This is a genomic window from Ulvibacterium sp., from assembly GCF_965248315.1.
GTDB lineage: Bacteria > Bacteroidota > Bacteroidia > Flavobacteriales > Flavobacteriaceae > Ulvibacterium.
On record NZ_CBDFIX010000002.1, the window covers coordinates 2,465,068 to 2,489,948 of the forward strand.

General features: G+C 41.9%; 21 protein-coding genes. 13 read left to right on the forward strand and 8 right to left on the reverse strand.

Annotated features, from left to right (window positions below; translation table 11 throughout):
• Positions 1-54: 54 nt before the first annotated feature.
• The 5 genes from ACP2AF_RS12315 to ACP2AF_RS12335 all read left to right on the forward strand — a co-directional run bounded on the left by ACP2AF_RS12315 (position 55) and on the right by ACP2AF_RS12335 (position 3,237).
• Complete coding sequence (locus ACP2AF_RS12315; RefSeq protein WP_425236456.1) at positions 55-459, forward strand: DUF5367 family protein; 405 nt, start codon at positions 55-57, stop codon at positions 457-459.
• Between the two features lie 4 nt (positions 460-463).
• On the forward strand, positions 464-988 hold the full coding sequence (locus tag ACP2AF_RS12320) for an NAD(P)H-dependent oxidoreductase (RefSeq protein ID WP_425236457.1): 525 nt from the start codon (positions 464-466) through the stop codon (positions 986-988).
• Between the two features lie 330 nt (positions 989-1,318).
• On the forward strand, positions 1,319-1,981 hold the full coding sequence (locus ACP2AF_RS12325) for a lysostaphin resistance A-like protein (RefSeq protein ID WP_425236458.1): 663 nt from the start codon (positions 1,319-1,321) through the stop codon (positions 1,979-1,981).
• 202 nt (positions 1,982-2,183) lie between these two features.
• Positions 2,184-2,729 (forward strand): outer membrane beta-barrel protein, encoded by a 546-nt coding sequence (locus tag ACP2AF_RS12330; protein WP_425236459.1) that lies wholly within the window; start codon positions 2,184-2,186, stop codon positions 2,727-2,729.
• A 235-nt stretch (positions 2,730-2,964) separates the two neighbouring features.
• Positions 2,965-3,237, forward strand: a complete 273-nt coding sequence (locus ACP2AF_RS12335) for a hypothetical protein (protein WP_120712961.1) — start codon at positions 2,965-2,967, stop codon at positions 3,235-3,237.
• 181 nt (positions 3,238-3,418) lie between these two features.
• On the opposite strand, the gene ACP2AF_RS12340 is transcribed toward ACP2AF_RS12335, so the two are convergent.
• On the reverse strand, positions 3,419-5,479 hold the full coding sequence (locus ACP2AF_RS12340; RefSeq protein WP_425236460.1) for a tetratricopeptide repeat protein: 2,061 nt from the start codon (positions 5,477-5,479) through the stop codon (positions 3,419-3,421).
• Between the two features lie 224 nt (positions 5,480-5,703).
• On the opposite strand from ACP2AF_RS12340, the gene ACP2AF_RS12345 reads away from it, so the two are divergent.
• From ACP2AF_RS12345 to ACP2AF_RS12365, 5 genes are all read left to right on the forward strand, one after another.
• Positions 5,704-6,006: an STAS domain-containing protein gene (locus ACP2AF_RS12345; RefSeq protein WP_425236461.1), complete on the forward strand. Its 303-nt coding sequence runs from the start codon at positions 5,704-5,706 to the stop codon at positions 6,004-6,006.
• Positions 5,993-7,231 (forward strand): oligosaccharide flippase family protein, encoded by a 1,239-nt coding sequence (locus tag ACP2AF_RS12350; RefSeq protein ID WP_425236462.1) that lies wholly within the window; start codon positions 5,993-5,995, stop codon positions 7,229-7,231. The genes ACP2AF_RS12345 and ACP2AF_RS12350 overlap by 14 nt, the downstream gene beginning before the upstream one ends.
• Positions 7,232-7,519: 288 nt before the next feature.
• Positions 7,520-8,749, forward strand: coding sequence for a glycosyltransferase (locus ACP2AF_RS12355; RefSeq protein WP_425236463.1), 1,230 nt, complete (start codon positions 7,520-7,522; stop codon positions 8,747-8,749).
• A gap of 337 nt (positions 8,750-9,086) precedes the next feature.
• A complete protein-coding gene (locus ACP2AF_RS12360; RefSeq protein WP_425236464.1) occupies positions 9,087-9,914 on the forward strand; it encodes a class I SAM-dependent methyltransferase in 828 nt (275 codons plus the stop codon).
• On the forward strand, positions 9,911-10,138 hold the full coding sequence (locus ACP2AF_RS12365; RefSeq protein ID WP_425236465.1) for a hypothetical protein: 228 nt from the start codon (positions 9,911-9,913) through the stop codon (positions 10,136-10,138). The genes ACP2AF_RS12360 and ACP2AF_RS12365 overlap by 4 nt, the downstream gene beginning before the upstream one ends.
• Here the strand turns inward: ACP2AF_RS12365 and ACP2AF_RS12370 are convergent.
• The 3 genes from ACP2AF_RS12370 to ACP2AF_RS12380 are packed head-to-tail and all read right to left on the reverse strand — an operon-like array spanning position 10,135 to position 15,972.
• Positions 10,135-11,664 (reverse strand): cellulase family glycosylhydrolase, encoded by a 1,530-nt coding sequence (locus ACP2AF_RS12370; RefSeq protein WP_425236466.1) that lies wholly within the window; start codon positions 11,662-11,664, stop codon positions 10,135-10,137. The genes ACP2AF_RS12365 and ACP2AF_RS12370 overlap by 4 nt on opposite strands.
• A complete protein-coding gene (locus ACP2AF_RS12375; protein WP_425236467.1) occupies positions 11,661-12,884 on the reverse strand; it encodes a hypothetical protein in 1,224 nt (407 codons plus the stop codon). The genes ACP2AF_RS12370 and ACP2AF_RS12375 overlap by 4 nt, the downstream gene beginning before the upstream one ends.
• Position 12,885: 1 nt before the next feature.
• The gene (locus ACP2AF_RS12380; protein ID WP_425236468.1) at positions 12,886-15,972 is read right to left on the reverse strand and encodes a hypothetical protein; all 3,087 of its coding nucleotides are present in this window, start codon (positions 15,970-15,972) and stop codon (positions 12,886-12,888) included.
• 206 nt (positions 15,973-16,178) lie between these two features.
• On the opposite strand from ACP2AF_RS12380, the gene ACP2AF_RS12385 reads away from it, so the two are divergent.
• Complete coding sequence (locus ACP2AF_RS12385) at positions 16,179-17,324, forward strand: response regulator (protein ID WP_425236469.1); 1,146 nt, start codon at positions 16,179-16,181, stop codon at positions 17,322-17,324.
• Positions 17,325-17,385: 61 nt separating this feature from the next.
• On the opposite strand, the gene ACP2AF_RS12390 is transcribed toward ACP2AF_RS12385, so the two are convergent.
• The 4 genes from ACP2AF_RS12390 to ACP2AF_RS12405 form a co-directional block, all read right to left on the reverse strand.
• Positions 17,386-18,807, reverse strand: coding sequence for an enolase C-terminal domain-like protein (locus ACP2AF_RS12390; RefSeq protein WP_425236470.1), 1,422 nt, complete (start codon positions 18,805-18,807; stop codon positions 17,386-17,388).
• 64 nt (positions 18,808-18,871) lie between these two features.
• A complete protein-coding gene (locus ACP2AF_RS12395) occupies positions 18,872-19,741 on the reverse strand; it encodes a DUF808 domain-containing protein (protein ID WP_425236471.1) in 870 nt (289 codons plus the stop codon).
• Between the two features lie 377 nt (positions 19,742-20,118).
• Complete coding sequence (locus ACP2AF_RS12400; RefSeq protein ID WP_425236472.1) at positions 20,119-21,147, reverse strand: hypothetical protein; 1,029 nt, start codon at positions 21,145-21,147, stop codon at positions 20,119-20,121.
• Between the two features lie 152 nt (positions 21,148-21,299).
• The gene (locus tag ACP2AF_RS12405) at positions 21,300-22,493 is read right to left on the reverse strand and encodes a helix-turn-helix domain-containing protein (protein ID WP_425236473.1); all 1,194 of its coding nucleotides are present in this window, start codon (positions 22,491-22,493) and stop codon (positions 21,300-21,302) included.
• Positions 22,494-22,923: 430 nt separating this feature from the next.
• On the opposite strand from ACP2AF_RS12405, the gene ACP2AF_RS12410 reads away from it, so the two are divergent.
• Entirely contained in the window at positions 22,924-23,628 is a 705-nt protein-coding gene (locus tag ACP2AF_RS12410; RefSeq protein WP_425236474.1) for a DJ-1/PfpI family protein, read from the forward strand.
• Between the two features lie 54 nt (positions 23,629-23,682).
• On the forward strand, positions 23,683-24,594 hold the full coding sequence (locus ACP2AF_RS12415; RefSeq protein ID WP_425236475.1) for a TolB family protein: 912 nt from the start codon (positions 23,683-23,685) through the stop codon (positions 24,592-24,594).
• Positions 24,595-24,881: the final 287 nt, after the last annotated feature.

The following is a 24,881-nucleotide window of genomic DNA, read 5'->3' on the forward strand; positions in this document are numbered from 1 at the left end:
TGATACCTCATGTGTTTTGCAGTTTTGCCCTGTATAATTCTAAAACGCAAAATCATGAAAAGTGTACATTTTAAGAGGGTCCTGGTTGCCGGATGCATCGCTTACGCCATTGGGGTAGCCGCATTTTTAACCTCATTCTTCATTCCGGTGATGTCCAATCCGGAACATCAAGCCAACGTGGTATTGGCATTTGCAATAATTCCAGCTGCTCTAGTCGGTGCAAGCTATTATTTGAAGAGAGATCATGAAACAAGTGGAATCGTAATAGGACTCGGTATGTTTTTATCCACTATGGTATTGGATGCAATGATTACGGTGCCATTTTTTGTAATCCCCCAGGGGGGCGACCACATCAGTTTTTTTACCGATCCCGGTTTTTGGGGCATCGCATTACTTTATATAACTGCCGTGACCATTTATGTAAAAAGCAAAAAAAGTTCCGCATTGGCCAAAAAATGAAGCTATGAAGAAGTTAGTAATACTTACCCATCCCAATATTGCTGAATCCATTGTGAACAAGGCCTGGAAAACAATGCTGGAAAAGAATGCCGAGGCATTTGTGGTGCATGCCTTATACGAAGTCTATCCAGACCTAAAATTCGATATAGCAAAAGAACAAGAAGTATTGGAAGCATTTGACGAAATTATTTTTCAATTTCCGATCCATTGGTATAGTACCCCCTTTGCCTTAAAAAAATATATAGATGAGGTATTTGCTTACGGTTGGGCCTTTGGTCCCGAGGGAGACCGACTTAAAGGAAAAAAAATAGGCTTTGCGGTCTCTACCGGAGGCCCGGAGGAGTCCTATAATGCACCAACAGGCATTTCGGTAAAAGGTCTTTTAAACGACCTCCATTTGACGTTTGAATATTGTGGTTGTGAAGTAACCCACCTCCATGTGTTTTATGGAGCAATGTTCAACTATCAAAATGGATTACTTGAAGAAAATGCAAAAAGCTATTTTAATATATTCGCAAATAGCAATTGATTGGGATAGCTACTGTAATCTTTATATCGGTTTGGGGGAACTCAAACCGTTTTGGTGTTTCGGAACGCATAGGTGCCGATAGGCAGAGGGGTTCTGAAATACAGGTGCCGACAGGCGAAGGGGTCGAACTAACTTCAATCCCAACACAAGGCCGGGCCACATATCTTCCCCAAGAACAACTATACCATTGAATTGAAATTAAGATGGCCGGAATATCTAAAGCCCACCTTTTACAATTCAACCCGCCTTGACGATAGTCCAGCATGAACCGCTTTCCAAGTCGATGGATTAGTTTGATTTTGCACCCATACTAATCTAAAAACTAGAAAGATGAATCAACTGACTTTAAAACAAATCGCAATTCCACTGGTTACTCTGGCCATAATTTGTTTCATGTACTTTGGGCCCATCACCAGGACCATATTTGAAAACCTTATTATTTCCGCAGTAATAATTATCGCCAACTATATTGAATACAACGGAAAACCCTTTGCTGCACTTGGGTTTTACCGCGAAAAATTCAATGTAAAAAACCTATTGGTTCTTGCCCCATTGACAGCATTTGGCCTATTTGTTTTCTACGTCTTTGCTTTAGTTCCTGGAATCGAGATGCTCACTGGAGTTCCTATTACCTATACAAACACGGCCCAATTGAAAGGTAATCTTCCGACTACGATCACCTGGTTATTCGTAATTTGGGCCACTGCAGCCTTTGGGGAAGAAATTATTTTCCGTGGCTATTTTATGCGACAGTTCGTCAAATTCTTTGGGGATCGTAAAATCAGTCTTCTTATCAACATGCTCATCTTTTGTAGCTTCTTTGGATACATGCATATGCAGCAAGGAATCACTGGACAAATTGTTGCAACTACGGTAGGAGCTCTCTTTTTTGTCATATTCTACCTGCGTAAATACGATTTGTGGTTTATGGTTATGATACATGGCTTTTTTAATACCCTAGGGATACTTAGTTTTTACTTTGGATTGGCTTAACCTCAGTGATCAATTGAGCCACCCACGTGGGTTGATTGCAATTACGGTCCCGAATGCTCGGGAACTATGTCCGAACCTACCCCGACTGCCTACGTGGCGTGTAGGCCGAAATTGCTTCCGTCGGTTTCAAAACAAATAAAACATAAATTTGACCGTTACTGATAACTAAAGAATGCGGTAGCAAAAATTGAAACCAAATCCAATGAAGAAAATAGTTTTAGCAATTCTATTGATCCTACCTCTTATATGTACTTCACAAAAGAAGCTTGGTGCCGTAATTGGACTTAATAATTCTTCTATATCGGAGGGATTTCTCAACGAGATTTATATAACGGACAAGCTAGGATTTCATATTGGTGGGTTCTATGAATTGGATTTGTCCGAAAAAATAGTGTTCAGACCTAAGTTGATGTATTCACAACAAGGCAATCGGGGTGTTTACAGGAATTTCGGGACGGAAAAACTGGACTATATAAACATCCCTCTGGATTTTAAATTTTATGACACCACCTATCTGTTGGTTGGGCCACAAGTGGGATTTTTGGTTTCGGAAGGCAATTCCATATTCTCCTCCAGTACTAGGTCAGCATTTGATGCCGGACTTAAACTGGGGATAGGCCAAAAAATCAATGATTTTTTTATCGAACTGAACGTCTACCAAGGACTTACCAAAGCTGTTGAAAGTAGGGACTTTAACAAAGGAACCAATACCGTGATTCAATTAAGTGCGGGGTACTATATTTTGTAAAAACGTTGGCTAGCAAGCTGTATACCAAATCACGCTTGGATGCCTAAAACGGAATCCTTTCCCAATAATTATCCCCGCCTACTGGCAAGTAGGTCCAGTATTGAGGTGGACATTTTCCGTAACATAAAATACGACTAGTTGTAAAGGTTCACAACTAATCACATCCCTAAACGTTATAGGTAAAGCCAACCAATTTGGAAAATATTTAGGTTACCTTTAATTGATACGCTTTCTTATGTTAGGATATTATGGGAAAATCAGCAATCAATTTAATCTGTCCCAGGTTAAAAGAAGAAAGATAAGGGAGTTCAAAGATGTCCTTACAAACAGTTCTGGTGATAATCCACCTCGATTCAGGGACATTCCACCCGAGGAATTAAAGAAGATCAAAGACCGAATCCGAAAAGAAGCCGCAATTGAAAATCGGCAGGAAATTCGGAAAAGACTGCTTGCATTTGCTGGGGCCATTTTCTTTATCTGGCTCCTAATTAAAGCATGCACTCATTAAACACAATTTAACCTACATATATGAATGTCTATGATTTAGCACATCCTTCCCTCTAACCAGCACTATTATCCTCTATTAAACCTTGAACAAAATGTAAGCTTCCCTTAAAACTGAACTGTTTGAATTGAAATAAAGCCCATAAGCTGATAAGATTTCCATAAAGAACTTACGGATTATATCATTACTCCCCAACCTTGGCATAAAACACCGGCTTTTTCGTAAACAACCATTTCAATTTCAAGCCAATTTCGGTAAACTCAAAACCGGCGGCGGTAGCTGAGGCAATGTTGCTGTATTTTCCATAGAGGTCAGCGCTCAAACGTTTGGAGAATTGGTGCTGTAGTCCGGCTTCGGCCCTAAATAGCGTCGTATTCGGGTCGTCCTCTACTTTTTGCAGGCCCGTGGCCGCACTGGCCCTATACCGGGTCTTTTCGGAGATATTCCCACGGATATCCGCAAATACTTCCACGGCCTGGTACTGCTCTGGGCTAAAATAGACCGTGGGCAATTGCTCCTTAAAGGTGATGTACTGGTAGTTGACCCCCAATTTTAAGGCAGGCTTTTGAAACACTGTATAGTACAGGGAGGTAAACAACAGGTCCCGGGTATTGGCATCGCTCTGCTCCGTATGGATTACCTGGGTATACCAACCCAAGTTAAAGTTGGTGCCTAAATTGTAATTGAGGCCATAATGGTTTTGTACGATCTCCCGCTCGATCAAATCGGCATTAAAATTCTGTACCTCCCGTTGGTAGCCCAAGGTCAGGTTTTGCAATTTTAAGGGCTGTAACTGTAGCTTGGCCTCGAGAACGGGTTGGGTATAGGCATCGGCCATAAAACGGGAATTGTTGAATCCCACTACGGTTTTTAATAAGGTCTTGGGGAACAGTTTATAATCCAGTCCGGCCAGCACCACATGGGAATTGGCCGTATTTCCGGTTACCGTATTCTCGGTAGTGCGATAGAAATAGGAAACCCGGGTTCTAAATTTGGTGGATACCGGAACATCCGTGGTGGTGTTGGTATAAAAGGCCACATTATTGCCATTGTCAAAGGTATAGGCCGCATGCTCCTCAACACTGGGGGTATACATAAGATTTAGCTTTTCGATAAACCCAAGGGCATCTTTTTGATCTTCATAAATGGCCAAGGTCTGGAAAGCCGCCTTATAGGCCGGAAGGATCTTATCACTGGCAAATAGGGCATTGGCCTTTCCCAAATTGCCATCAAAGGAAGTACTGTCCTTTGCCAAAATGGTGTTGTAACTTTCTTCGCTGGTCTTTGCATCACCAGTATACAGGCCTAAGGTCGCTTTTAGGGCCAGAATCCAGTTGCGATTCGGGTAGACCTGGGCTAAACTATCGATTTGTTTCCGAGCCTTTCCAAACTTCCTGTTCCAAATCAAGGCCTGTACATAGCGGTCATAGGTACGCTCGATTAGTTCGAAATCGGTAAAACCGGCTACCTTGGCCCTAGCCGTTTCGGCTACCTGCAAGGCGACTTTTTCATTTTCCCCGATATGCTCGGCCAGTGCAATGCCATTTAAAGCGGTAATGGAATCCTTGGGGGTGGTGGCATATCTTGTATAGGTGGCTTTGGCACTATCTACCTGTTTGGTGATCAAATACAGGTTGGCCAAGTTCAACAATGCATCCTTATCTTCCGGGAAATCGGTAAAGATATCTTGCAATAGAGCCTTTCCTTGCTCATAATCCTGGGCGTTTACAAATGCATTGGCATATCCCAATTGGATATATTTCCTAGAAATTTTCGCACTCCCATTTTCCGGGGCCAAGGCGATGGCCTTGTTTATCCAGACCAGGGCCGCCTTGTATTCCTTTAAGTTACTTAAGGTATTGGCATATCCCAAAATAGCGGCGAACCTATCCGGGTAATCGGCCACCAATTTTTCGTACAACGGTTTGGCGGCCTTATAGTTCCCGGCCCATAAAAGAGATTCGTTATAATTTACGGCGATTTCGAAATCCTGGGGGTAGGTTTTGAGCAAACCCCCGAACAGGGCCTTGGCCTTTTGGGGCGCTCCGTTGAGTCCAACGGCCCTGCCGTAACAGATTTGTGCAGTCTTGTTCTCGGGATTTGTATCTAAATAGGCTTTAAAAAAGGTTTCGGCCTGTTGGAACTTTCCATTCTCCAAATAGGCAAATCCGTTTTCTAGGGACTCCTGGGCTTGGCCCATTAAGGTAAATAGGAATACTGCGGTTATCAGTCTTACGGTTTTCATAGGTTAAGTTTTTAAGGATTCAGGGTTGTGTTTTGGTTTGCCTTATATCCTGTTAATTAAGCTGTTGTAAAGTTACGGCGGACCTTTCCGTACCGGAAGTACGATACCCGCCATTCGTCTACAGTAAACCGCCATCCGCCTAAATCGGGGGTTGTAGAACGGCGATCTGTGGGATATTTGCCTTGACAATGCAACAAAAAAGCTTAACCTGAAAACCTCATAGTATGGCTTTACAAATCACAGAAACCAGAAGAATGTTCTCTGTTCATGGCGTATTGAACCGTGGTAACGCAGCAATCCTCAAACGTCATTTGAGCAGATTTTTACATCCTGACCAACCGCTGATCCTAAACTTGGAACGCGTATTGGATATAGACACTGCCGCCGCTCATACCTTACAGGAATTGTACCTTCATGCCATGCGATCCAATCGGGTCTTATCCATTCTCGGTATGGAAAACGGAAACATATTTCCTATGCTCAAGGCAACAAAAACCACCTATATATTAAGTCATGACCGCGTTTAGGATAGCTCTTAAAAAAGTGTCCCCGGAACAATTGTTTATGGGGAGTGTACTTCTGGTAAACGGAGGCAACTACCTATACAACTTATTGCTGGGCAGGTTATTGGGACCCGAGGTCTTTGCCGAAGCCGCCCTATTGGTAACCTTGTTATTGGTACTGTCCTTTTTGGGGATGACCTTTCAACTGGCCACGGCCAAATTTGCCGTTTTGTTTTCGGATACGGACTGGGAGGCCTTTCAGAACATGATGTATCGGTACGCCTTAGGATTTGGTCTATTGATAGGAATACTACTTTTCGCCTTTGCCGGAAGTTTGCAACAAATATTCCAGACGGATTCCGCCTTGCTGTTCAAAACCTTTGCCGTAGGGATACCCCTGTACTTTTTTATGTCCGTTAATCGCGGGAAATACCAGGGAAGGCAGGATTATGGAAATCTTTCCGTAACCTACCAAACGGAGATGTGGAGTAGGTTGCTGCTTACCTTGGGCCTACTTTGGTTCGTACCTTTGTCCCCTGCTTTCCTGGTAGCCTTGGGTATCGCATTGTCCTTTGTTTTTGGATTGATTCCGTCCAATTTCAAATTAGGGTCCCTATTTAAAAAGATATCCCTTTCCACTGATCATAAAAAGCAAGTAACCCGATTTATGGTCTTGACCGCCTGTTATGAATTCACACAGATTATTATAAACAATAGCGACATACTGTTGGTAAAACATTACTTTGATGCCCTGGATGCCGGATTATACGCCTCTTTGGCACTGATCGGTCGGGTGGTTTATTTTGTGGCATGGATGTTCGTCATGTTATTATTGCCCGCAGTAGTACAAAGACAAAAGGGCGGAGAGCCAACCGCTCCCGTTCTATTCAAATACGTGGGCTATATTGGGCTTCTGTCCCTTGTCATAGTTTTGGCCTGTAGCTTGTTCCCTAAAATGATCATTACGCTATTGTTTGGGGATGCTTACCTAGCTATGGCACCTTTACTTTGGCAATATGCCTTGGCAACTTCGCTTTTTGCCATATCCAATATTTTTGCCTATTACTTTTTGTCCTTGGACCATTACGTTCCGGTAATGGTTTCAGGAGTATTTGGTATTTCTCAAATAGGACTGATCGTCTTTTTTCACAGCAGCCTAAATATGGTAGTTCAGGTACAGATTATTACCATGATTGCTTTGTTAATTGCCCAGCTGCTATACTTTGCCCATAAGAGCATCATACGGTAACCAACTCATATCAAAATCAGCTTAGCCCAGAGGACATCCCCCGTTCCTGGGCTTTTGTTTTTAAATCCCTCCGCCTGTCGGCATCCATGCGTTCCTCTAACTCTAAAGTTGATTTTTGGATTCAAACAAATGCAGACACTTTTCATTCGGATAATTTAACTTATCCCTTCATTGTTTCCATTCACCTACAGCAATCTTCCATCCACCGTAAAGCCCCGATAAAACAATAGGTTTCGAAGGATATTTGTGTCAAATACTTAACCGAATATCAATTTAAAACTTAACCTTATGCGACTAGCCATTGTAACGGCGTATCCGCCCAGCAAAGTAACCTTGACCGAATATGGATACCATTTGGTAAAACATTTTAGACTTCAAGAGGAAGTAAGTGAAATTATCCTCATCACGGACAAAACAGAAGGCGAGAAGGACCTTTCTTTTGAAGGAGAGGGATGTACCATCACCGTAAAGGAATGTTGGAGCTTTAACAACTATCTGAATGTGTTCAAAATCAACAAAGCCATTTCGGAAACCCGACCGGATGCCGTATTGTTCAACCTTCAATTTCTAAAGTTTGGCGATAAGAAGATACCAGCGGCCCTTGGTCTTATGTTACCATTAATCTGTAAGCTAAAAGGTATCGCTACCATTTCCTTGTTGCACAATATCTTGGAACAGGTAGATTTGGATAATGCCGGGATTACCACAAACAAGTGGCTCCAGAAAATCTATAATTACATTGGAAGTACCTTGACCCGATTCGTATTGGCTTCCGATGTCCTGGCGGTTACCATAAGCAAATACAAGACTATTTTGGAAAAAAAGTACAAGTCCCGAAATGTAGCCTTGATTCCCCATGGGGCTTTTGAAACACCGCCTGAACCGGACTATAGATTACCTGAAGGTCCAAAACAGGTTATGGCTTTTGGGAAGTTTGGAACCTACAAAAAAGTAGGGATTATGATCGAGGCCGTGGAACTGATCCGCAAAAGAACGGGCGAAAATATAGAAATTGTGATTGCGGGTACGGACAGCCCAAATACCCCGGGTTATTTGGATGCCGTAAAAGAGAAATACAGTGATGTGGAACAGATCCGGTTTACAGGCTACGTAGCCGAGGAAGATGTACCTCAAATTTTTGGTGAGAGTGCCGTAGTGGTCTTTCCGTATACCTCTACAACCGGAAGTTCAGGCGTTCTGCATCAAGCAGGAAGCTATGGTAAGGCCGTTGCCTTACCGGATCTGGGCGATCTGAGCATCCTAGTCCAGGAAGAAGGATATAAAGGCGAATTCTTTGATCCTGAAAGTACGGAATCCCTGGCCGATGCCATAGAAAGTGTTTTGCTGGATGATTCCTATCGGATACATTTAGGCATGACCAACTATAAGGCAGCCTGCTCGTTGCCCATGTCCGATATTACAAAGATGTACGTTGATTATTTTAAGGCGATCCGACTTTCAAAATCGAAAGGGTTCACTTTGAATATTCCAAGTATCGAAAAAGAAATAACGATTTAAAATATAGGTTAGGTTAAGTGAAAAGGGGAGTGGCCTGGTTAGCTGCTCCCTTTTTCTATTTATTCCCTATCGTCCGATTCTCCTTTCAAGAATGTATCAAGGATAAAGGTCAAATCCATATCTTTACAGCCTGATTTACTAGTTCTAACATACTATCTACGTCTTTCCGTAAGACCCATGCCATACTTGGCGTTTATGGGGCAATGGAACTTTTTGTTTCCCCATTGCCATAGATAGTCATCACATTTTTATTACCACTTTTTGTATAACGACCACCATCGGTCATACAATCAATTGCTTTATCCTACGTACCCGATAAAGCTTAAATTTTAGTAAAATGAATAGTAAATCACTAATAAATAGAGATATAGAATTGTTTTATAACCGGGCATCCGAAGAAACCCGATTGGAAAAAGGGATGGGAATCCTCGAATTCGAACGGGTGAAAACGCTCATTGAAAAGTATATTCTATCCCCATCTTCAAAAATTGTAGATGTTGGTGGCGGTACCGGTAAATATGCCGAATGGCTTGCCAAAAAGGGGCATAGCGTCCATGTAGTAGAACCCGTTGAAAAACATTGCTTGCTGGCCCAAGATAGGGCAGACCAACTAAAGAAGCCGTTTGTTGTCCATAGGGGGGAAGCCCGGAATTTGAACTTTTCCAACAACTTTGCGGATGTCATTATTCTTCATGGGCCGCTGTACCACCTTCAGAAAAAAGAAGATAGGATAAGTGCCCTGCGGGAAGCAAAACGAGTAGTGCGGAAAAATGGGATCGTTCTGGGTTTTGCCATAAACTATACCGCCTCAACTTTGGCCGGCCTTTTCAATGGATTGATCCATAAACCTGCCTTTTTTGATATGTGCCGATCGGAACTGACGACCAGCGTCCATAACCCGCCTGATGCCTTTCCATGGCTTTTGGCTGAAGCATTTTATCATAGACCGGAGGGGTTAAAAGCCGAATTTCAAGAGCAGGAATTGGAATGTATTCATATGCACGCGGTTGAAGGCATGGTCTGGTTGGATAAAAACTATTTTGCAAGTTTGAACCATGAGAAGAAGCGGAAAAATTTGATGAGACTTTTAGAAATTACAGAAAATGATTTTGGGCTCTTGCCTTTTAGTCCACATATGATGATTGCAGCAAAGAATACACCATGATAGATAAACTGAAATACTACGAGGCCTTGAAATTGGATAATGGTCGCTTGAATGAAATAGAGCTAGGTGAAGAACTGGGCATCGATGAAGATAGAACCCGGGAATTGATTGCCATCCTATTATCCGAATACAAAATAATGTACGCGGTAAACGGATGCTGTAACTATAGCATTTTTTCCAAGGGGAAGTCCAGACTCAATAGTTGGCAGGGAATAAAAAATTAATCGGTAACATCAAAAACGGTATAGGCTGATTTAGGTCGGCCTTCTTTGTCGATGATTCCGAAATGTCGTTGTTTCCCCGTACGCCAGGGCAGACTACCGACAACAGCTTTGGGGATGGCCTCAAAATCATACAAGGTCCAGAACATGTAGGGAAGGCCCTGAGTTTTTAGCGTTTTCTGTATTTGAGAGAAATAGGTAGCTTGGGCTTTCTCAGAACCCAAATATAGGTTCCAAAGTCCGTCATAGGAAGAATAGCCATACTCCTGTAATAGTATGGGTTTATTGGGAACAGCGGTTTTAAGTTGGTCAAGGGCTTCCAAAAAATCCGTAGGGTCTAAATAGTAATGAAAAGATACAAAGTCGACCTTTTCGGACAAATGTTCCGCAGCGGCGGGATTGGACCATCCAATGGTAACCGGATGCTCGGTATCCCACGTTTTGATTTCCGAAATCATTTGGGTCAACCAGGCCATGACCCTTTCCTTGCCACGCGAGTCAAAATCCAGATCGGGTTCATTTTTGATATCCCAGGCCAGGAGCGCCTCATGTCCCTTTAAAGCCTTTACGATTTGTTCGACATGTCTATGGGTAAGCGTCCAATTATGGATAGTATAATCCCCATAAAAATCAAAGAGCGTTACCATAACCTGCAATCCATTCTTTTCGGCCAGATCTAAGGTTCGCTGTAATCGTTCCAATCTATCTTTCCATACCTCCGCCTTACCAAAATCCATGTAGGGTACAAAGATGCGTACGGTATTTAAATTCAGTTTCTTAATCCGTATAAAATCGGCATTGATGATGCTGTCATTAAACTCCTCCCCGAACATATCCCATGGGGTTTGTTGCGGATAGTAGTTGATGCCCTTGACTTTTGAAACGGAGTTTACCGAGGGTACGTTTTTTAAGGATAATTGCGTCTTTTCTTTGGTAGTAGGTCTTTCCACCATATGTCTGATTCTCCAAAATCCATCTTCCAATAGCAGCATCACCTGATAGGAGGCCGATTTTTTTTGTTCCAATATTAATTTGTCCTCAACATAGATTTTTTCATAACGTTCCACTTTTTGATCGGTGAGCACTACTATTTTGCCATCGGCACTATAAAACTCCAGTTTTGGGTTGTGCCGTAAGGTTGTCGTCTTTAGGGTACTGTTGTTGGCCCTGTTGAAATCAAGGATTTTGTACAATTTCACACGGGCACTGTCCGTGTAATAATCCGCTATACCATAGCGATTGTTGGTTTCCAATGCCAGGTTTCGAACACGCCAAGCCTTTGGATAGTCGCGCTCTATCTCTTTCAAAGTCTGTGCTTCCATCGGTCGACCTTCATTGGACAACGTATCCCATACCACTTTGGGAAGATAATCGGCGGAGAGCTCTTCGGATACATGTAACATGTTAGAACGATCGGCCCCAGTATTCAAGTAAGACCATACGGCACCTATACCGAAAAGAATCAGGCCGTTAACCGCCAAGAATGACAGGATTAGCAGAATGCGATATAGGGTTCGGTTTACCTTCATTTCAATAACACATTCTTTCTTTTGATCATTCCCGCCGCTTCAATGGTAATTGTATAGGAGCCATTGGGATAAAAATCCTCAGACATCGTGAATTGGGCTTTCCCCAGTCTCGAGGTCGTTCTTTTGGAATCGAATAACGCCTTGTTTTCGTCCTCTAATCTTAGGGTAATTGGCATACCATCCGGTATCCATTGCCCCATAAAGCTTTGCATTTCTTCAATTTTGAGTATTCTTCCATTTTCAGAAAGGGAAAGCTTGAAATCCTTTAGGGCTGCTTCAAAATCTAGGGTAATGGTGTTGCTTTTAGCGGCTCCGGTGATATAGGCGGTTACTTTCCAGGTTTCGGCCTCAGTAGGATGCAACAAACGGGCCTCTGCCACTCCGTTGATTGTAGTTCCTGCCGTTTGGAGTACCATACCCTTGGTATTGGTAATTGAAAACGAAACCAATGTACCATCGCTTTCGATATTCCCAAATTCATCTTGTATGACGTCGGTTGAAAAAGTGATGATCTGATTTCCATCGGCATACGGATGCGTTCGCTCATACGCTATCTGAAAATCGATAGGATTGGCAGGGTTTACCAAGGTGGAAAGCTCCTTGCTGTGGCTGTCATTGCATGATGCGGTGACCAAAATACGTCCGGATTTTTCGGTACTATGGATATTTTTCCAAGCTATCAGATTTCTTGAAAGCACGGGGCTGCTTTGCACAATATCCCCATAGTGATAGTTATAGGTTATCTCCGTACTATCGGACAGGGGATTGTCATAGATATCGGTAGGGGAGGTAACGAACATGGAAAAATCGGTTTTTCCCGCAATAATGCTTTGAGGCCCCAAATAGGATTCCATAAGGGTTCCTTTTGCGGGATTGGGACGGATGGAAATTTCTCCCTTGTCATAGATGGTCCCATTGTATACCAATGCCCAGTGACAGCTCCCTGCTCTTTGTTGGAAGGCTTTTGGGAATCGAAACGTCAATTCGGTATCTTTCCATGTAGGGCTAAGCACTGTACTTCCCCAAGTATTGGAAAGCACCAAATGGGTAGAGTCCGTTACATTTCCCTTAAATCGAACTTCGATGTTATCCCCAGCGGAAAACACACTTTTTAACGGTATCCGTTCATAAGAAACGGGATGGTGGGTGTTTTCGGTATCCGCTTTCCCACATCCGAGCCAGAGCACTAAAAAGACAAGTATGTATAAGGTACGTTTCAAATTATCTGGGATTTCCGATATAACCGTTCATATCAATTTTTAAAAACCCAAAGCCATCACCTGCATAAGGCTGTAATTGATCCTGGGCATGGGAAAGGAATCTATTGGGAAAAATCTTTTCTGAAATGGATGCATTCGGCAACCCGTTTACGAAACAAAAATCCAGACTACTGTTGACAATGGATAAATCGGTCAATTTTAAGGGCGAATAGTCAAAGAACTGTTTACGCTGTATACGCACCCCTTCTTCCAAAAAGTGATGGTCTACCCATAGCAATTCCCTATCCTTGGAGTAGTACGAGAACAAGAGCTGGGGCACGGTTACCTCCTGTATGCCGGAATTAAATAGTACGCCGCTCATACCATTTTCCGTAAACTTCAGGTCCTGCAGGCCAATGTGTTTGTATAGATCGGTTACAGCCACATTACCGGCACATTGGAGATTGAATTTGGTAGGCTGTTCCGCCAAGGCTACCGGAGTAAACTCATCGGGGTCAAAGGTAGGGGGGAGGGTATCTTTGGTAGAAGACCAAGCAATTCCCTCAAAATCGATTCGAAACGGTGTAGTTTCCTTGGGCATCAATTTATGTTTTATATGATACTTGGCGTTGTAATTGGCCAATTTAGTATCCCCATCATTATACAAGGTGGCCTTGATGACCACATCCGCGGGAATATTATCCACATTTTGTAGTTCGCCAACGATACTATAACTCCCCTGAAACTTTACCAGTTTGGCTTGAAGTATCTCTAGGACGGGTTGCTTCAATACATCTTCATGATGTGTTTGTTGGGTGGTTATCCGGCGCCTACCCTGATTGTAAAAGGCGGTTCCGTTTGACGAAAATAGCTGGTCTGGCGGTAGGTCATTATCAAAAGTGGTAGGAACTATATACCACTTGTCGGTATTCTTTAAAAGGGTGTGGTAAAAAGTCTTACTTACCTTTTCCAAGGGCGTGATCCATTGCGTATACACTTTGGCCCTTGCACTGGTCGGGGTCTCATCCAAGAGCTCAACGCCTATGGAGTCCAATTTTGCATAGGAACTAAGAATACCATCCGTTACGGAAACTTCCAGCATGTATTGCGCCAAGCTCACATCGTCCTCCGGATTCAAGTAGGAATGGGCCCTTTTGAACTCTTTAAAGTCCAGGGCGTCATAGTAGGCGGTTACTACATTTTTAGGTGTTATTTGCGACGCATTTTCGAGATAAATATGATACCCTTCGTAGCTGAGTATACCTATCAAAAGAAGTGTCCAAATGTGGTTTACTGTAATCATTGGTTTTGAAAATCCTTTATACGGAATGGCATAGTTTAGAAACTCTCCTTTTGGCAAGGGTTTGGATTTTAACATACGGTACCCTACCCATTGTATGTTGAGCATGAAAGCCAATATCACGGTGAGAAATGGAAGGATGCCCCACAAGATTTTTAGATAGGTAGGAACATCTTCTTTGGGCAATAGGGACGGTAGGGGTGGAACATTCAATTTCTCCCATACCATAATACCGTTCTCCAATTGTTGAAGTCGCTGCCAACCACAGAAGTATAAAATGGGGTCATAAAACTTGTCATTGGAAAATATGTATTTCAAGTTGTACTTCTCGGGGACGGTCAAAAACTGTTGTAGGGAACCGATGCCCTCCACACCCCTGAATTTTGAGTTTTCCAAGCGTTCTATGGCCCGTGTGGTCAATTCGGGAAGCCTACGGGCCGAGTGATAGTTGCCATCTACCGTCATGGCATTGGTCTGCGCGGACAGCCAGGCCATTTGATCCCCGAACCCCAAAGGCAGATATCGCCATTGGTCATGCTGATCCTGGTTCAGAAAATTGACAATGGGCAACATCTTGATTTTTTGAGGTTGCGAAGGCCTAAAATAATTGAGGCTCATGGTAAAAATGACCATGAGCAAAATTCCTCCTGCAATACAACCCCCAAGAATACGATGATATAACACACCAAACCGTTTTTGTAAATACGTCCTGAAATCCCCTTCCACCAAACGATAGGCAAACTCACCAAAAATGGGCAGTGCCATTATGGTAGCCCAAAAAGTAAAACGGTCCAAGGTCAAGATGTTGAAGGCGGTCTCGCCGAGCATAATTTTTGGAATAGGGGTAGTACCACCTGTACCTAATAGAGCGAGTATGGCAAAGGATAATCCAAAGAAGAGATGGCGTTTGCTAAAGTATCGGTACAGGATGTAAGGTAGAACAAAGAGCAAAATACCCCAGGGTACCAAAAAGAAGACCAAACCCGATGAGGTTACCTCCAAAAAATTATCTCGGGAACCGTGGGGAATGGGTACCTGTGTAATGGGGTTTTCCTTGGAGTTGATCCAATACGGCAGTATGCAGACTACAATGAGAACTAGGGAAGAGAAGCCAAAACCTATAATTCTCCAAATCAATTTTTTAAACTGTGAGAAGAATACTTTAAACGTTATGGCCTTTGTATGGGATACCTGGTCTTTAGCGGCATCCATAAGCACCATACCGATCAATGGAAAAATAAAGAATACCATTCCAAAAATTGGCGTTACATGATGGGAGGTAACGGTAACGGCTATCAACGAAAGGCTGGTGGCCAAATACCGATATTTCCCGGTCTTTATCCAGAGATAGATTTCAGGTAGGGCATGGAGTAATACGGACAGTCCGATGATACTCGGTAACTGGCCAAAGATGTGCAAGGTTTCTATAAAGGTGGATGAAAACACGGACAAAAGCGCCGTATAACCGGCGACTCTTCGCTCTCCCGTTATCAACAGTCCAAACCGATAAGCCCCGGTAATAAAGAGTAGTACGCCCAACAGGGCTATGGCGAATAACCCAAATTTTAAGCCGCCCAGATAGGATAAGATTGCAATGGATTGATGCACCAGCGGTGGGTAGGCCTGTACCGTAAAACCGGTGTACCAACGGTAATCCCAAGGTTCGAACCAGTTTTGGGCATAGTGGTCGGCAAAGAACAGATGGATCAATGCATCATAGGTAGTCTCCAGCGTAAAGAATATACTGGAACCGTGGAAGGCCACCCCTATACAAAGGGCCAAAACAAGCAAGATATTGGTTCGTTGCACGGTTATAGGTCTGTAAGAAAATATAACATTATAAAAGTAGATATATTGTGGATTACTACCGTAATCACCTATCGGACAATAGCATCCATTCGTCTACAGAAAACTGCCATCCATCTTTTGTCCGTTCCAAAAGGCGTCAGATGCCCCTACATTTGACCTATAATTATTGAAATTTATAACCGAATTTTTATTTAAAATCTTAACCTATGAAAATCTTAGCAATAGACGACCAACAGCTTATTTTACTTTCTGTAGAAAAACGATTGACTGAATTGGGATATCAAGTGGAAATTGCGAATAGCGGTCAAACCGGCATCGATTTATACGAATCGTTTCAACCGCACTTGGTATTGGTGGATATCAATATGCCCGATATGTCCGGCTTACAGGTAGTAAAACATATTCGCTTTATCAGGGACTCAAAAACGCCTATTTTGGTTATGTCTGGAAATACAGATGAGAACGTGATTATGGACGGCTTTACTTTGGGAATCGATGATTACATGAAGAAACCGGTAAGTTTGGATGAAATGGCGGCTAGGATCAAGCGTATTATCGGTATGCCCAAATCTTCGGGGGCCGTCATAAACGAGTACGGCGATACCCGTATGCTACAAAAGAACTGTATTGGGGTGGTTATTCCCTGCTACAATGAGGAAGAACGACTTTTAAGTTCTGAATTCAAGGCGTTTGCCCATAAAAACTTAGGCTATCATCTTTGTTTTGTAAATGACGGTAGTACGGACAATACCTTAGCCGTTTTGGAGGAATTAAAGGAAGCCAACCCTACCAACATCAGTGTATACAACTGTGAGAAAAATGGAGGCAAGGCCGAAGCGGTTAGGCAGGGTATGCAACATTTGATCAAGGATCAACAATTTGATTATATAGGTTTTCTGGATGCCGATCTATCAACGGATTTTAGGGATTTCGATGATTTGGCAAAAACCATTGAAAACTCGGATTTTAAAATAGTTAGTGGTTCCCGAATTAGTAGAATGGGAGCGGATATTACCAAGGAATCCGCCCGAAAAATAATCAGTAAAACCATAAATCTTATCATCCAAACCATTTTGGGCATGCCTTTTAAGGATACGCAATGTGGCGCAAAGATTATGGATAGGGAAATTGCCGCCACCGTTTTCCGGAAAAAGTTTATTACCAAATGGTTGTTCGATGTAGAAATTTTTATGCGTATGCGGAAATTCTACGGCAGGGAGCAAGCAAAGCAATTAATTTGTGAACAACCCTTAAAACGATGGATACATGCGGATGGTTCTAAATTGTCCATGAAAGATTCCATTAAAATTGTGGGGCAATTGGGTCAGATAGCATTACATTACCATCGATAGATTTTAGACCCGTCCATCCAAAAAGGTCAAAAGCTTTAGGTTTTTGGCCTTTTTGCATGTATTATCTCCGTATTCTTTGGAACATTTCCACATAATGATCGGATGGTTTAAAGATCCCGGCACTTTCCTTATAAAACTCCTTTTCAATGGGATAGATACCGTTCCGGGTCTGCGTCCAACTGGCCTGTTCCATAGGGTGGTGCCCCATCATGGTATCCCAGTTTTTATAATATTGATGGCCATTGGTTTCCTGAAGGCCCAGATTCATTTCGGGAAAAGGGGGAAGTCTCGCCGCAATAGATTTGTTCCAATCCACGAGTATAGGGTTTACGGTAAGGTCCGCACAGAAGCATGGAATATTCCGTTCAAAGGCCAATTGGGTAATTTTTAGGGTCATACTCAAGGTTTTCGCTATGGCCTTGACCGCAATGGATTTATAGCCTTGTTCTATACGTTTGGCAGCATCCTCGGCCGTATGGGCACTCTCATCTGCTGCAATGCGTGCACCCAGATTCCCAACAAAAGCATCATTGAACTCGTCAAAAGGTTCTTCCAAGACAGCAATTTGATCCAAAGCTTTTATTTTGTCCGCATGGTCCAGAAAACGCTTTAGGGTATCCTTGTGCTCATATCTACCGTTGGCATCAAAGTAATAGGGGATTTTCCCGTTTTTAGTATATGGGGTTTCGTAATCCCCGATGGCCTTATGCAAATCTGTAAGGAAATCCATATCCTTTTTGATCATTTCCTCTTGCGTTCCGGAAGATCCGGTTTTCAATTTCATGATAAAGTAGCCTTTATCGGCCGCGGCCTTAATTTCCGAAACCGGGGTGCCTACACTAAAGGAAGGGATACTGGCGACTTTGGTATGCCTATGGGACAACCCTTGTCGGTATTCCTCGGGGATCATGGCATCAAAATCCGCAAATCTGTTATGGTCAAAATAGAGCTTCCAAAGGGCGTTATCCACACATACCAGGGAATTGAGCGCAAATGTTTTGCGCATATTTGGATTTCCTGAAATCTTCTTGCCATAGGCCAGAATTTCGGGGAGCAATTCGTCCAGAACTTCTACGGGACTGGTAAAGGAAACACCTTTCAACATTTGGATGGCCCTTTCGCTCATGGCATACATGATGGCGTTTCCTCCATTTTCGGAGTGACCGAAGAACACTTTGGAATCCGACCACAACACCCCTTGCGTACCTAGTCCGATTGCAGTACCTCCGGCATCGCTTTTAAGATAGCAGACCGTTTGCCAGATTTCAGAAACCCCACTTCCTTTAAATCGATACGGTTTAATCAGCGGTTCTCGCTCAAAATTGGAGTCTACTTCCTCAATTTTGATTTTGCCCGGTTTTGTACCCAACAAAGGTTCGTTTTTTGAATTTGAAAAAGAGTTTAAGGTGGTAAATCCCAAGGCGGCCGTAGTACTGCTATTGATAAACGTTCTTCGGGACATTTTTCCGGAATCCTTGGACATGATGTGTTGTTTTCTATTAAAAAGTCAAATTAATGAAATTATCGGACTTGCCCTTGGGATTGCCTTAAGATTGCTTAAACATCTTTTGAAAACCCTTTACGACCAGTAGCCCAATCAATCCTACCACCAGACCTACGATAAATTCTTGAAGCAGCGAAGGAAGACTGGGTAGAAAATGATGTAAGAAGTCAATATTATGGATAAAGATTCCCCCGGCAACCAAAAGCAGGGCAATTGTACCGATAACGGATAGTCCCTTGATTACTTTGGGCAAGGCACGAACCAAAAACGTTCCCATAACATCCGAAAAACTGTGGCTTTTAGTGTTAAGTGCGATCAGTCGGTTTCCAAAATCATCCATACGTACAAGTAGGGCCACAATACCATATACCCCTACTGTTGCGATGATCGCAACCACAGAAACTACTATGATCCGAGTAACCAGAGGTTCCTCCAAAACGGTGCCCAAGGCAATAATCACAATTTCTACGGACAAAATAAAATCGGTTACTATGGCCTCTTTGATACGCTTTTTTTCCAGTGCGAGGATTTCACTTTCCGTCCTTTCTTTTACGTGGATTTTTGCATGGGATTTTTGATGCGGAAAAAAATACTCGTAAATCTTTTCCCCGCCTTCATAGGCCAAGTAGATAGCTCCTAATACTAAAATAACCGTAATGGCCCAGGGTAGAAAAGCGCTGAGCAAAAATGCCGCCGGAAGAATAATAAGCTTGTTTAAAAAGGACCCCTTGGTGATGGCCCATAGTACCGGAATTTCCCGTGAAGAAACAAATCCGGATGCCTTTTCCGCGTTTACGGCTAGATCATCGCCTAATATGCCAGCTGTTTTTTTGGTTGCAATTTTACTCATCGAGGCAACATCGTCCATAAGGGTCGCGATGTCGTCCAGTACTGCAAAAAATCCTGATGCCATTGTAGTCCTATAACTCTAAACAAAGTATGCTTTCTGCACAAAAGTAAATCAATGTCTGAGAACTGATAAATCCAATTGGGAAAAATAATACGATACACCGGACTTGACGAAAGCTTACCGTCAGTATATAAATTGTTCTTTTACATTGAAAGAACCAATTGGATGACCAATTCCTTAACTTAGGTTTAATCTACTTTCTTTAGGAACCCTATAATTTTGTCATGCCCATTTTGGGAACGTTCTTAATATTTGAGTTAGTAGTAAAAGCCGGTACCCCACTATCGGCTTTTTCTTTTGGCTTTAGGGGGTAATTTTTCTTAATACGGTACAAACTTCGATAGGTAGTTTCTATAAATATATCTACTGTGCTTTGGGCCCTAGTCAGCTTTAATGAGCTCTGAAATTGATTTTTTGTTTCCTTGAAAATCCAATAAACAAATGGACGAACCCTGAGCTTTATTGGATTGTACAAGTATATGTGACCCGTCCGGTGAAACCGAAAATGCCAATCCATCACTTAATTTTGTGGGAGTGGAACTTTCTAGTTCGTAGATATAAATCTCCCAAAAACCGTTTCTATTGGAATTGATCAGTAATTGTTCTCCATTAGGATGCCAAAGCGGTAGATTATAACCTTTACAATTGCATATACGTTTTTGTTCTCCTTTTTTATCTACCAAGTAGACATCAAAGTTTGTATTGTTTCCATCGCTGTCATGGATAAAGGTGAGGACTTTACCATCCCTTGAAAATACCGGGTCGATGGAATTGTTAGGAAGTCGGGAGTGTTTTTTAATTGTACCTGATTTTGTGTCCATGGTATAAATTTCAAACTTCCCATTTTTACTCGAACCAAAGGCCAGCTTTCGACCGTCCGTGGACCAGAAAAAATTTCTGTCGTCGTATCTTCCCACGGTAAGTTGGATTACATTGCCATTGCTCAAGTCCTTTGTACAGATTTTGGTAAAGTTGTCCGATGATGAACAGCTATATGTAACGTTTTTGCCGTCCGGTGTCCAATCAAAAAAGAAGGGAGTTATATTTTGTTTTGTATGTACTAATTTTGAGTTAGAACCATCCCTATCTATGTTGAACAGCTCCTTTCCTGATAAAAAGAGAAGTTGGTCTTCCTTGGGAGACCATTTAAATTGGGTTACGTCCGATGTTAGGTCCGTAATACATATTGAAGTCAAGGTTTTAAATTCCGATACATATAGTTGATATGAACCCTTTTCATTGGACAGGTAAGCAAAGAATTTTCCGGATGGGGACCAAGCTGGACGGATATGTCGTACATTTTTTTCGTTGGCTTGGGAATACAAGCTGCAGCATAAAATAAGGAAAACTACAAGGCAGGGAATGGCTTTTGCAAAACTGCGTTTTTTGGGAAAATTTGACTTTGGCATGGGATGAGTTTCTTTTCGAAAATCCAGATATGATCTAATGTGATACATTTATCCTGGTTGGACGGTTTTTTAATCAAAAAGAATGTCCGTATTGATGTATATGTACATTTTAAGAAATTTGGTCAAACCTAGGAAGAGATTCTTGGTTCCGATCAAGTTGAGGTATAGGATTTCATAAACTCTTTTGGGGTCATTCCGGTGACCTTTTTGAACATCGTATTAAAACTTGATTTGGAATTAAATCCTGCCTTATTTGCTATGGCCTCAATAGTGATATTGCTATTGACCGGATCGATCATTAGATCTTTTACTTCCTCTATCCTAAACGTATTTACATATTCGTAGAAGCTTTTACCGATTGAATTATTGAGGATCATGCTGAGGTACTTCGGGTTTACCTCCAGATTTTGGGCCACATCATTAAGACTGAGTTTTTCGTTTAGATAGATTTTTTCCACACGCATTAAGGACTCCAATCGATCTGTTATGCTATTTAACTCAGCTTTGGTAATGGATACCAATCCATTTACACCGTTGTTGGTTTTGTTCAACAAAAAGAATTTGGGATTGTTCATTATTTCGAAACAGATCCAGTAAATAAAAAGTCCATAGGACATCCATAAAACTTGATAAAGTAAGGTGGCAATACCGAAACTATAGATCCAGTAGTTGACAAAGATTAACAGGCCCCAAATGATCAGGATACCGAGAAAGGTATAGTTGAATCGTAACAACCAGGCGGACAATGTATGGTTTCTAAGGGCATGCTTGGACTTCCACTTCTTAAACGCTCTAAAGGAAATTGCAAAATAAATCGATCCGAAAAGGACCGCAATACTTTGCTCGTAATGACTTATTACGACCTCGAAAGGGGAATGCATTAGCTCCCGCTTTGTGGATTCCTCGGTCAGACTGGTACTTAAATACCATAGAAATATGATCAACCCTGGGACAAAGTGCAGGAAGTAAGGCCTTTTAAATCTAAAATTGGTACTTAGGACACTTTTATTGTAGAAATAGAGCAGGGGACCTAAGATTACAATAAATGAAATAGGCGTAAAAAGGGATTGAAAGGAATCGGTCATACCGTAGGGGACACCAAACAGTTGATTTTTCAATCCATATAGTGCTAAGACCAGGATTATCGCGGCCAAAAAAGGATTCAGGAATTTTTTTCTCCCTAAACCAAGGGATAGGAGGGATAAAAGTCCAAGGGCAAGACCAATAAAAAAAGCGGGATAAATCAGCTTAGGATAGATTTGGTTGAAGGTAGAGTTGGTATAGGTAACTTCGATTGTATTGGAAATACGCCCTTTTATCCCCGTTGGTTCTTCTATCAATGGCATTCCACAAACTGTACAGACCCCCGGTGCCCCAAATACTAAATGGTCATTGGAACAGCCACAAGGTGGGCAAACGTATCTTTTATCCTGAATCGATACACTTTCTTGCTGTGCTAATAAAGTTGATGGGAAAACGTCGAACAGCGTAACTAGGCAAAGTATTTTGAACAATGTAAGCTTCATAATCTTGGCTAGGTATGTCCTAAAATAAATAAAGCTTTTAAACCAGCTAAGTTTTTTTTAATAACATTTTCTTAAATCAACCAGGTTACATATAGAATGATGGATCGCATCCAACCGTATATACATGGCTTTACTTTCACCGTTTCTGATTTTGCTGGTTTTTTTGTCCATTTGGTTCTATACACACAAAACCTAAACGTTATTTCATGATCAAAAACCGTTTTGACCCTTACTTTGACAAAAACCGATTATGAAACAAATTCAGCTGTTGGTTCTATTATGCTTTGTTTTCTTCTCTGCTGATGGAAATGCCCAGAAGAATGAAACCCCCAAAAGACGAAATGTGGCCATATTTCTATATGAGGGAGTGGAGTTGTTGGATTTTAGCGGCCCTGCTGAGGTCTTTGCAGCTACCTCCATTAAAACCAAGAAGGATCAATGGATTTCTTTATTTAATGTATACACCGTTGCTTATGGTGCAGATCATATTAAAAGTCAGGGTTTTGTGGAAATCGTACCCAATTACTCCATTGAAAACTGTCCTACACCTGATATTATAGTAATTCCAGGAGGAGCCACCAGTAAATCCAGAAAAACCTCGGACGTAATTGATTGGATCAGAAATAGTTGGGAAAGGACCGAAATCTTCTTATCCGTTTGTACAGGGGCATTTTTATTAGGGGATGCCGGTCTGCTCAAGAACCAAAAGGCAACTACGTGGTACGGGAGCACGGAACGTTTAAAAGAAACCTTTACCGATACCGAGGTTTTACAAAATGTCCGTTTTGTAGACAATGGAAAGATTGTGACAACAGCCGGTGTTTCCGCGGGTATTGATGGCGCCTTACGTGTAGTGGAAAGATTAATTTCTAAAGATGTTGCACTGGAAACGGCCAAATATATGGAATATGATAAGTGGAATCCCAATGAGGGCTACGTAGTAGGCGAGGAGTAAGGTTTTATAGAGTGACCAAATATTAAATATTACGAGTAGGATATATATGAAACTATGAAAAAACGACTGTTCCTTGCTTTATCCACCTTACTCCTTTTAAATTGCAAATCGGAACGCCAAGAGTTGGAAGGTCATATCGGGAGACCGGATATTTCACCAGATGGAACAAAGATTGTTTTTATTTACGCTAAGGATACATCAAAAGATGTTTGGGAAATATACTCCGCTAATATTGATGGTAAAAATGTTAGACAGCTGACGACTTTTCCGGAAGCTCGAATCAAAAAAGGCCCCGTCTGGTCACCTGATGGTGAAAGTATACTTTTTCATGCCGACATTGAAGACGGGTCACAAATCTTTACCATAAGCGCCAATGGCGAAAACCTGAATCAACTTACGCAGTTGCCCGGATACAATGTGGAACCAACCTGGTCACATATGGGTAATGAAATCATTTTCAATTCCATTCTTGAGCATGGTAAAACGAAAATATACATCATGGACAAGAAAGGCTCACGGATAAGGGAACTTTACAATCCTGATGGTGAAAACTGGTATCCCCGAAAAATAATAGGCGATAAAATACTTTTTACTTCTGATTTTAAACAAAGGGGTACCTATAATATTTTTCAAATGGATTCCAATGGGTCGGACTTTCGGCAATTGACATTTCTGGAAGGTATCAATTGGTTTCCCGAAATTTCGCCTGCTATGGATAAGATCGTCTTTCACTCCAACAGGGATGACCCCAAATTGAGCGATTCCGGGAATTACAACCTCTACCTAATGAATACCGATGGAACCGAAGTGGAAAGAATTACCAATTTACCAGGTCAAGAACTTCATGCCAAATGGCATCCTGATGGCGATAAATTGATTTTTGAATGGCACGACCCAACTTCCAAGGGTCTGTACCTATTGGAACTATCCACCGGTGCTGTACATAAAATACGACTTGTACCGTAATCGAAAATTTGTATGTATTCTTTTCATTTGCGTTCCACATTTTGAGATTTTTATAGGTGAGACCACCTACTTCATTTAGGCTTATCAGTGGTTTACTAAAAACATTTGTTCTAAGAATCAATCAAAGTGTTATCCGCCTTTAGATGATATGGCTTCAGCTACCTTGTTCAAAACCGGCTGCAAACAAAGCTGTTATGGGGGTAGGGATGTATTGTAGAAAAAAATATCACAAAATAATGATGTATAGAAAAAAAACTACAAATAGTTGTTTTTTCATAGATTTAAAA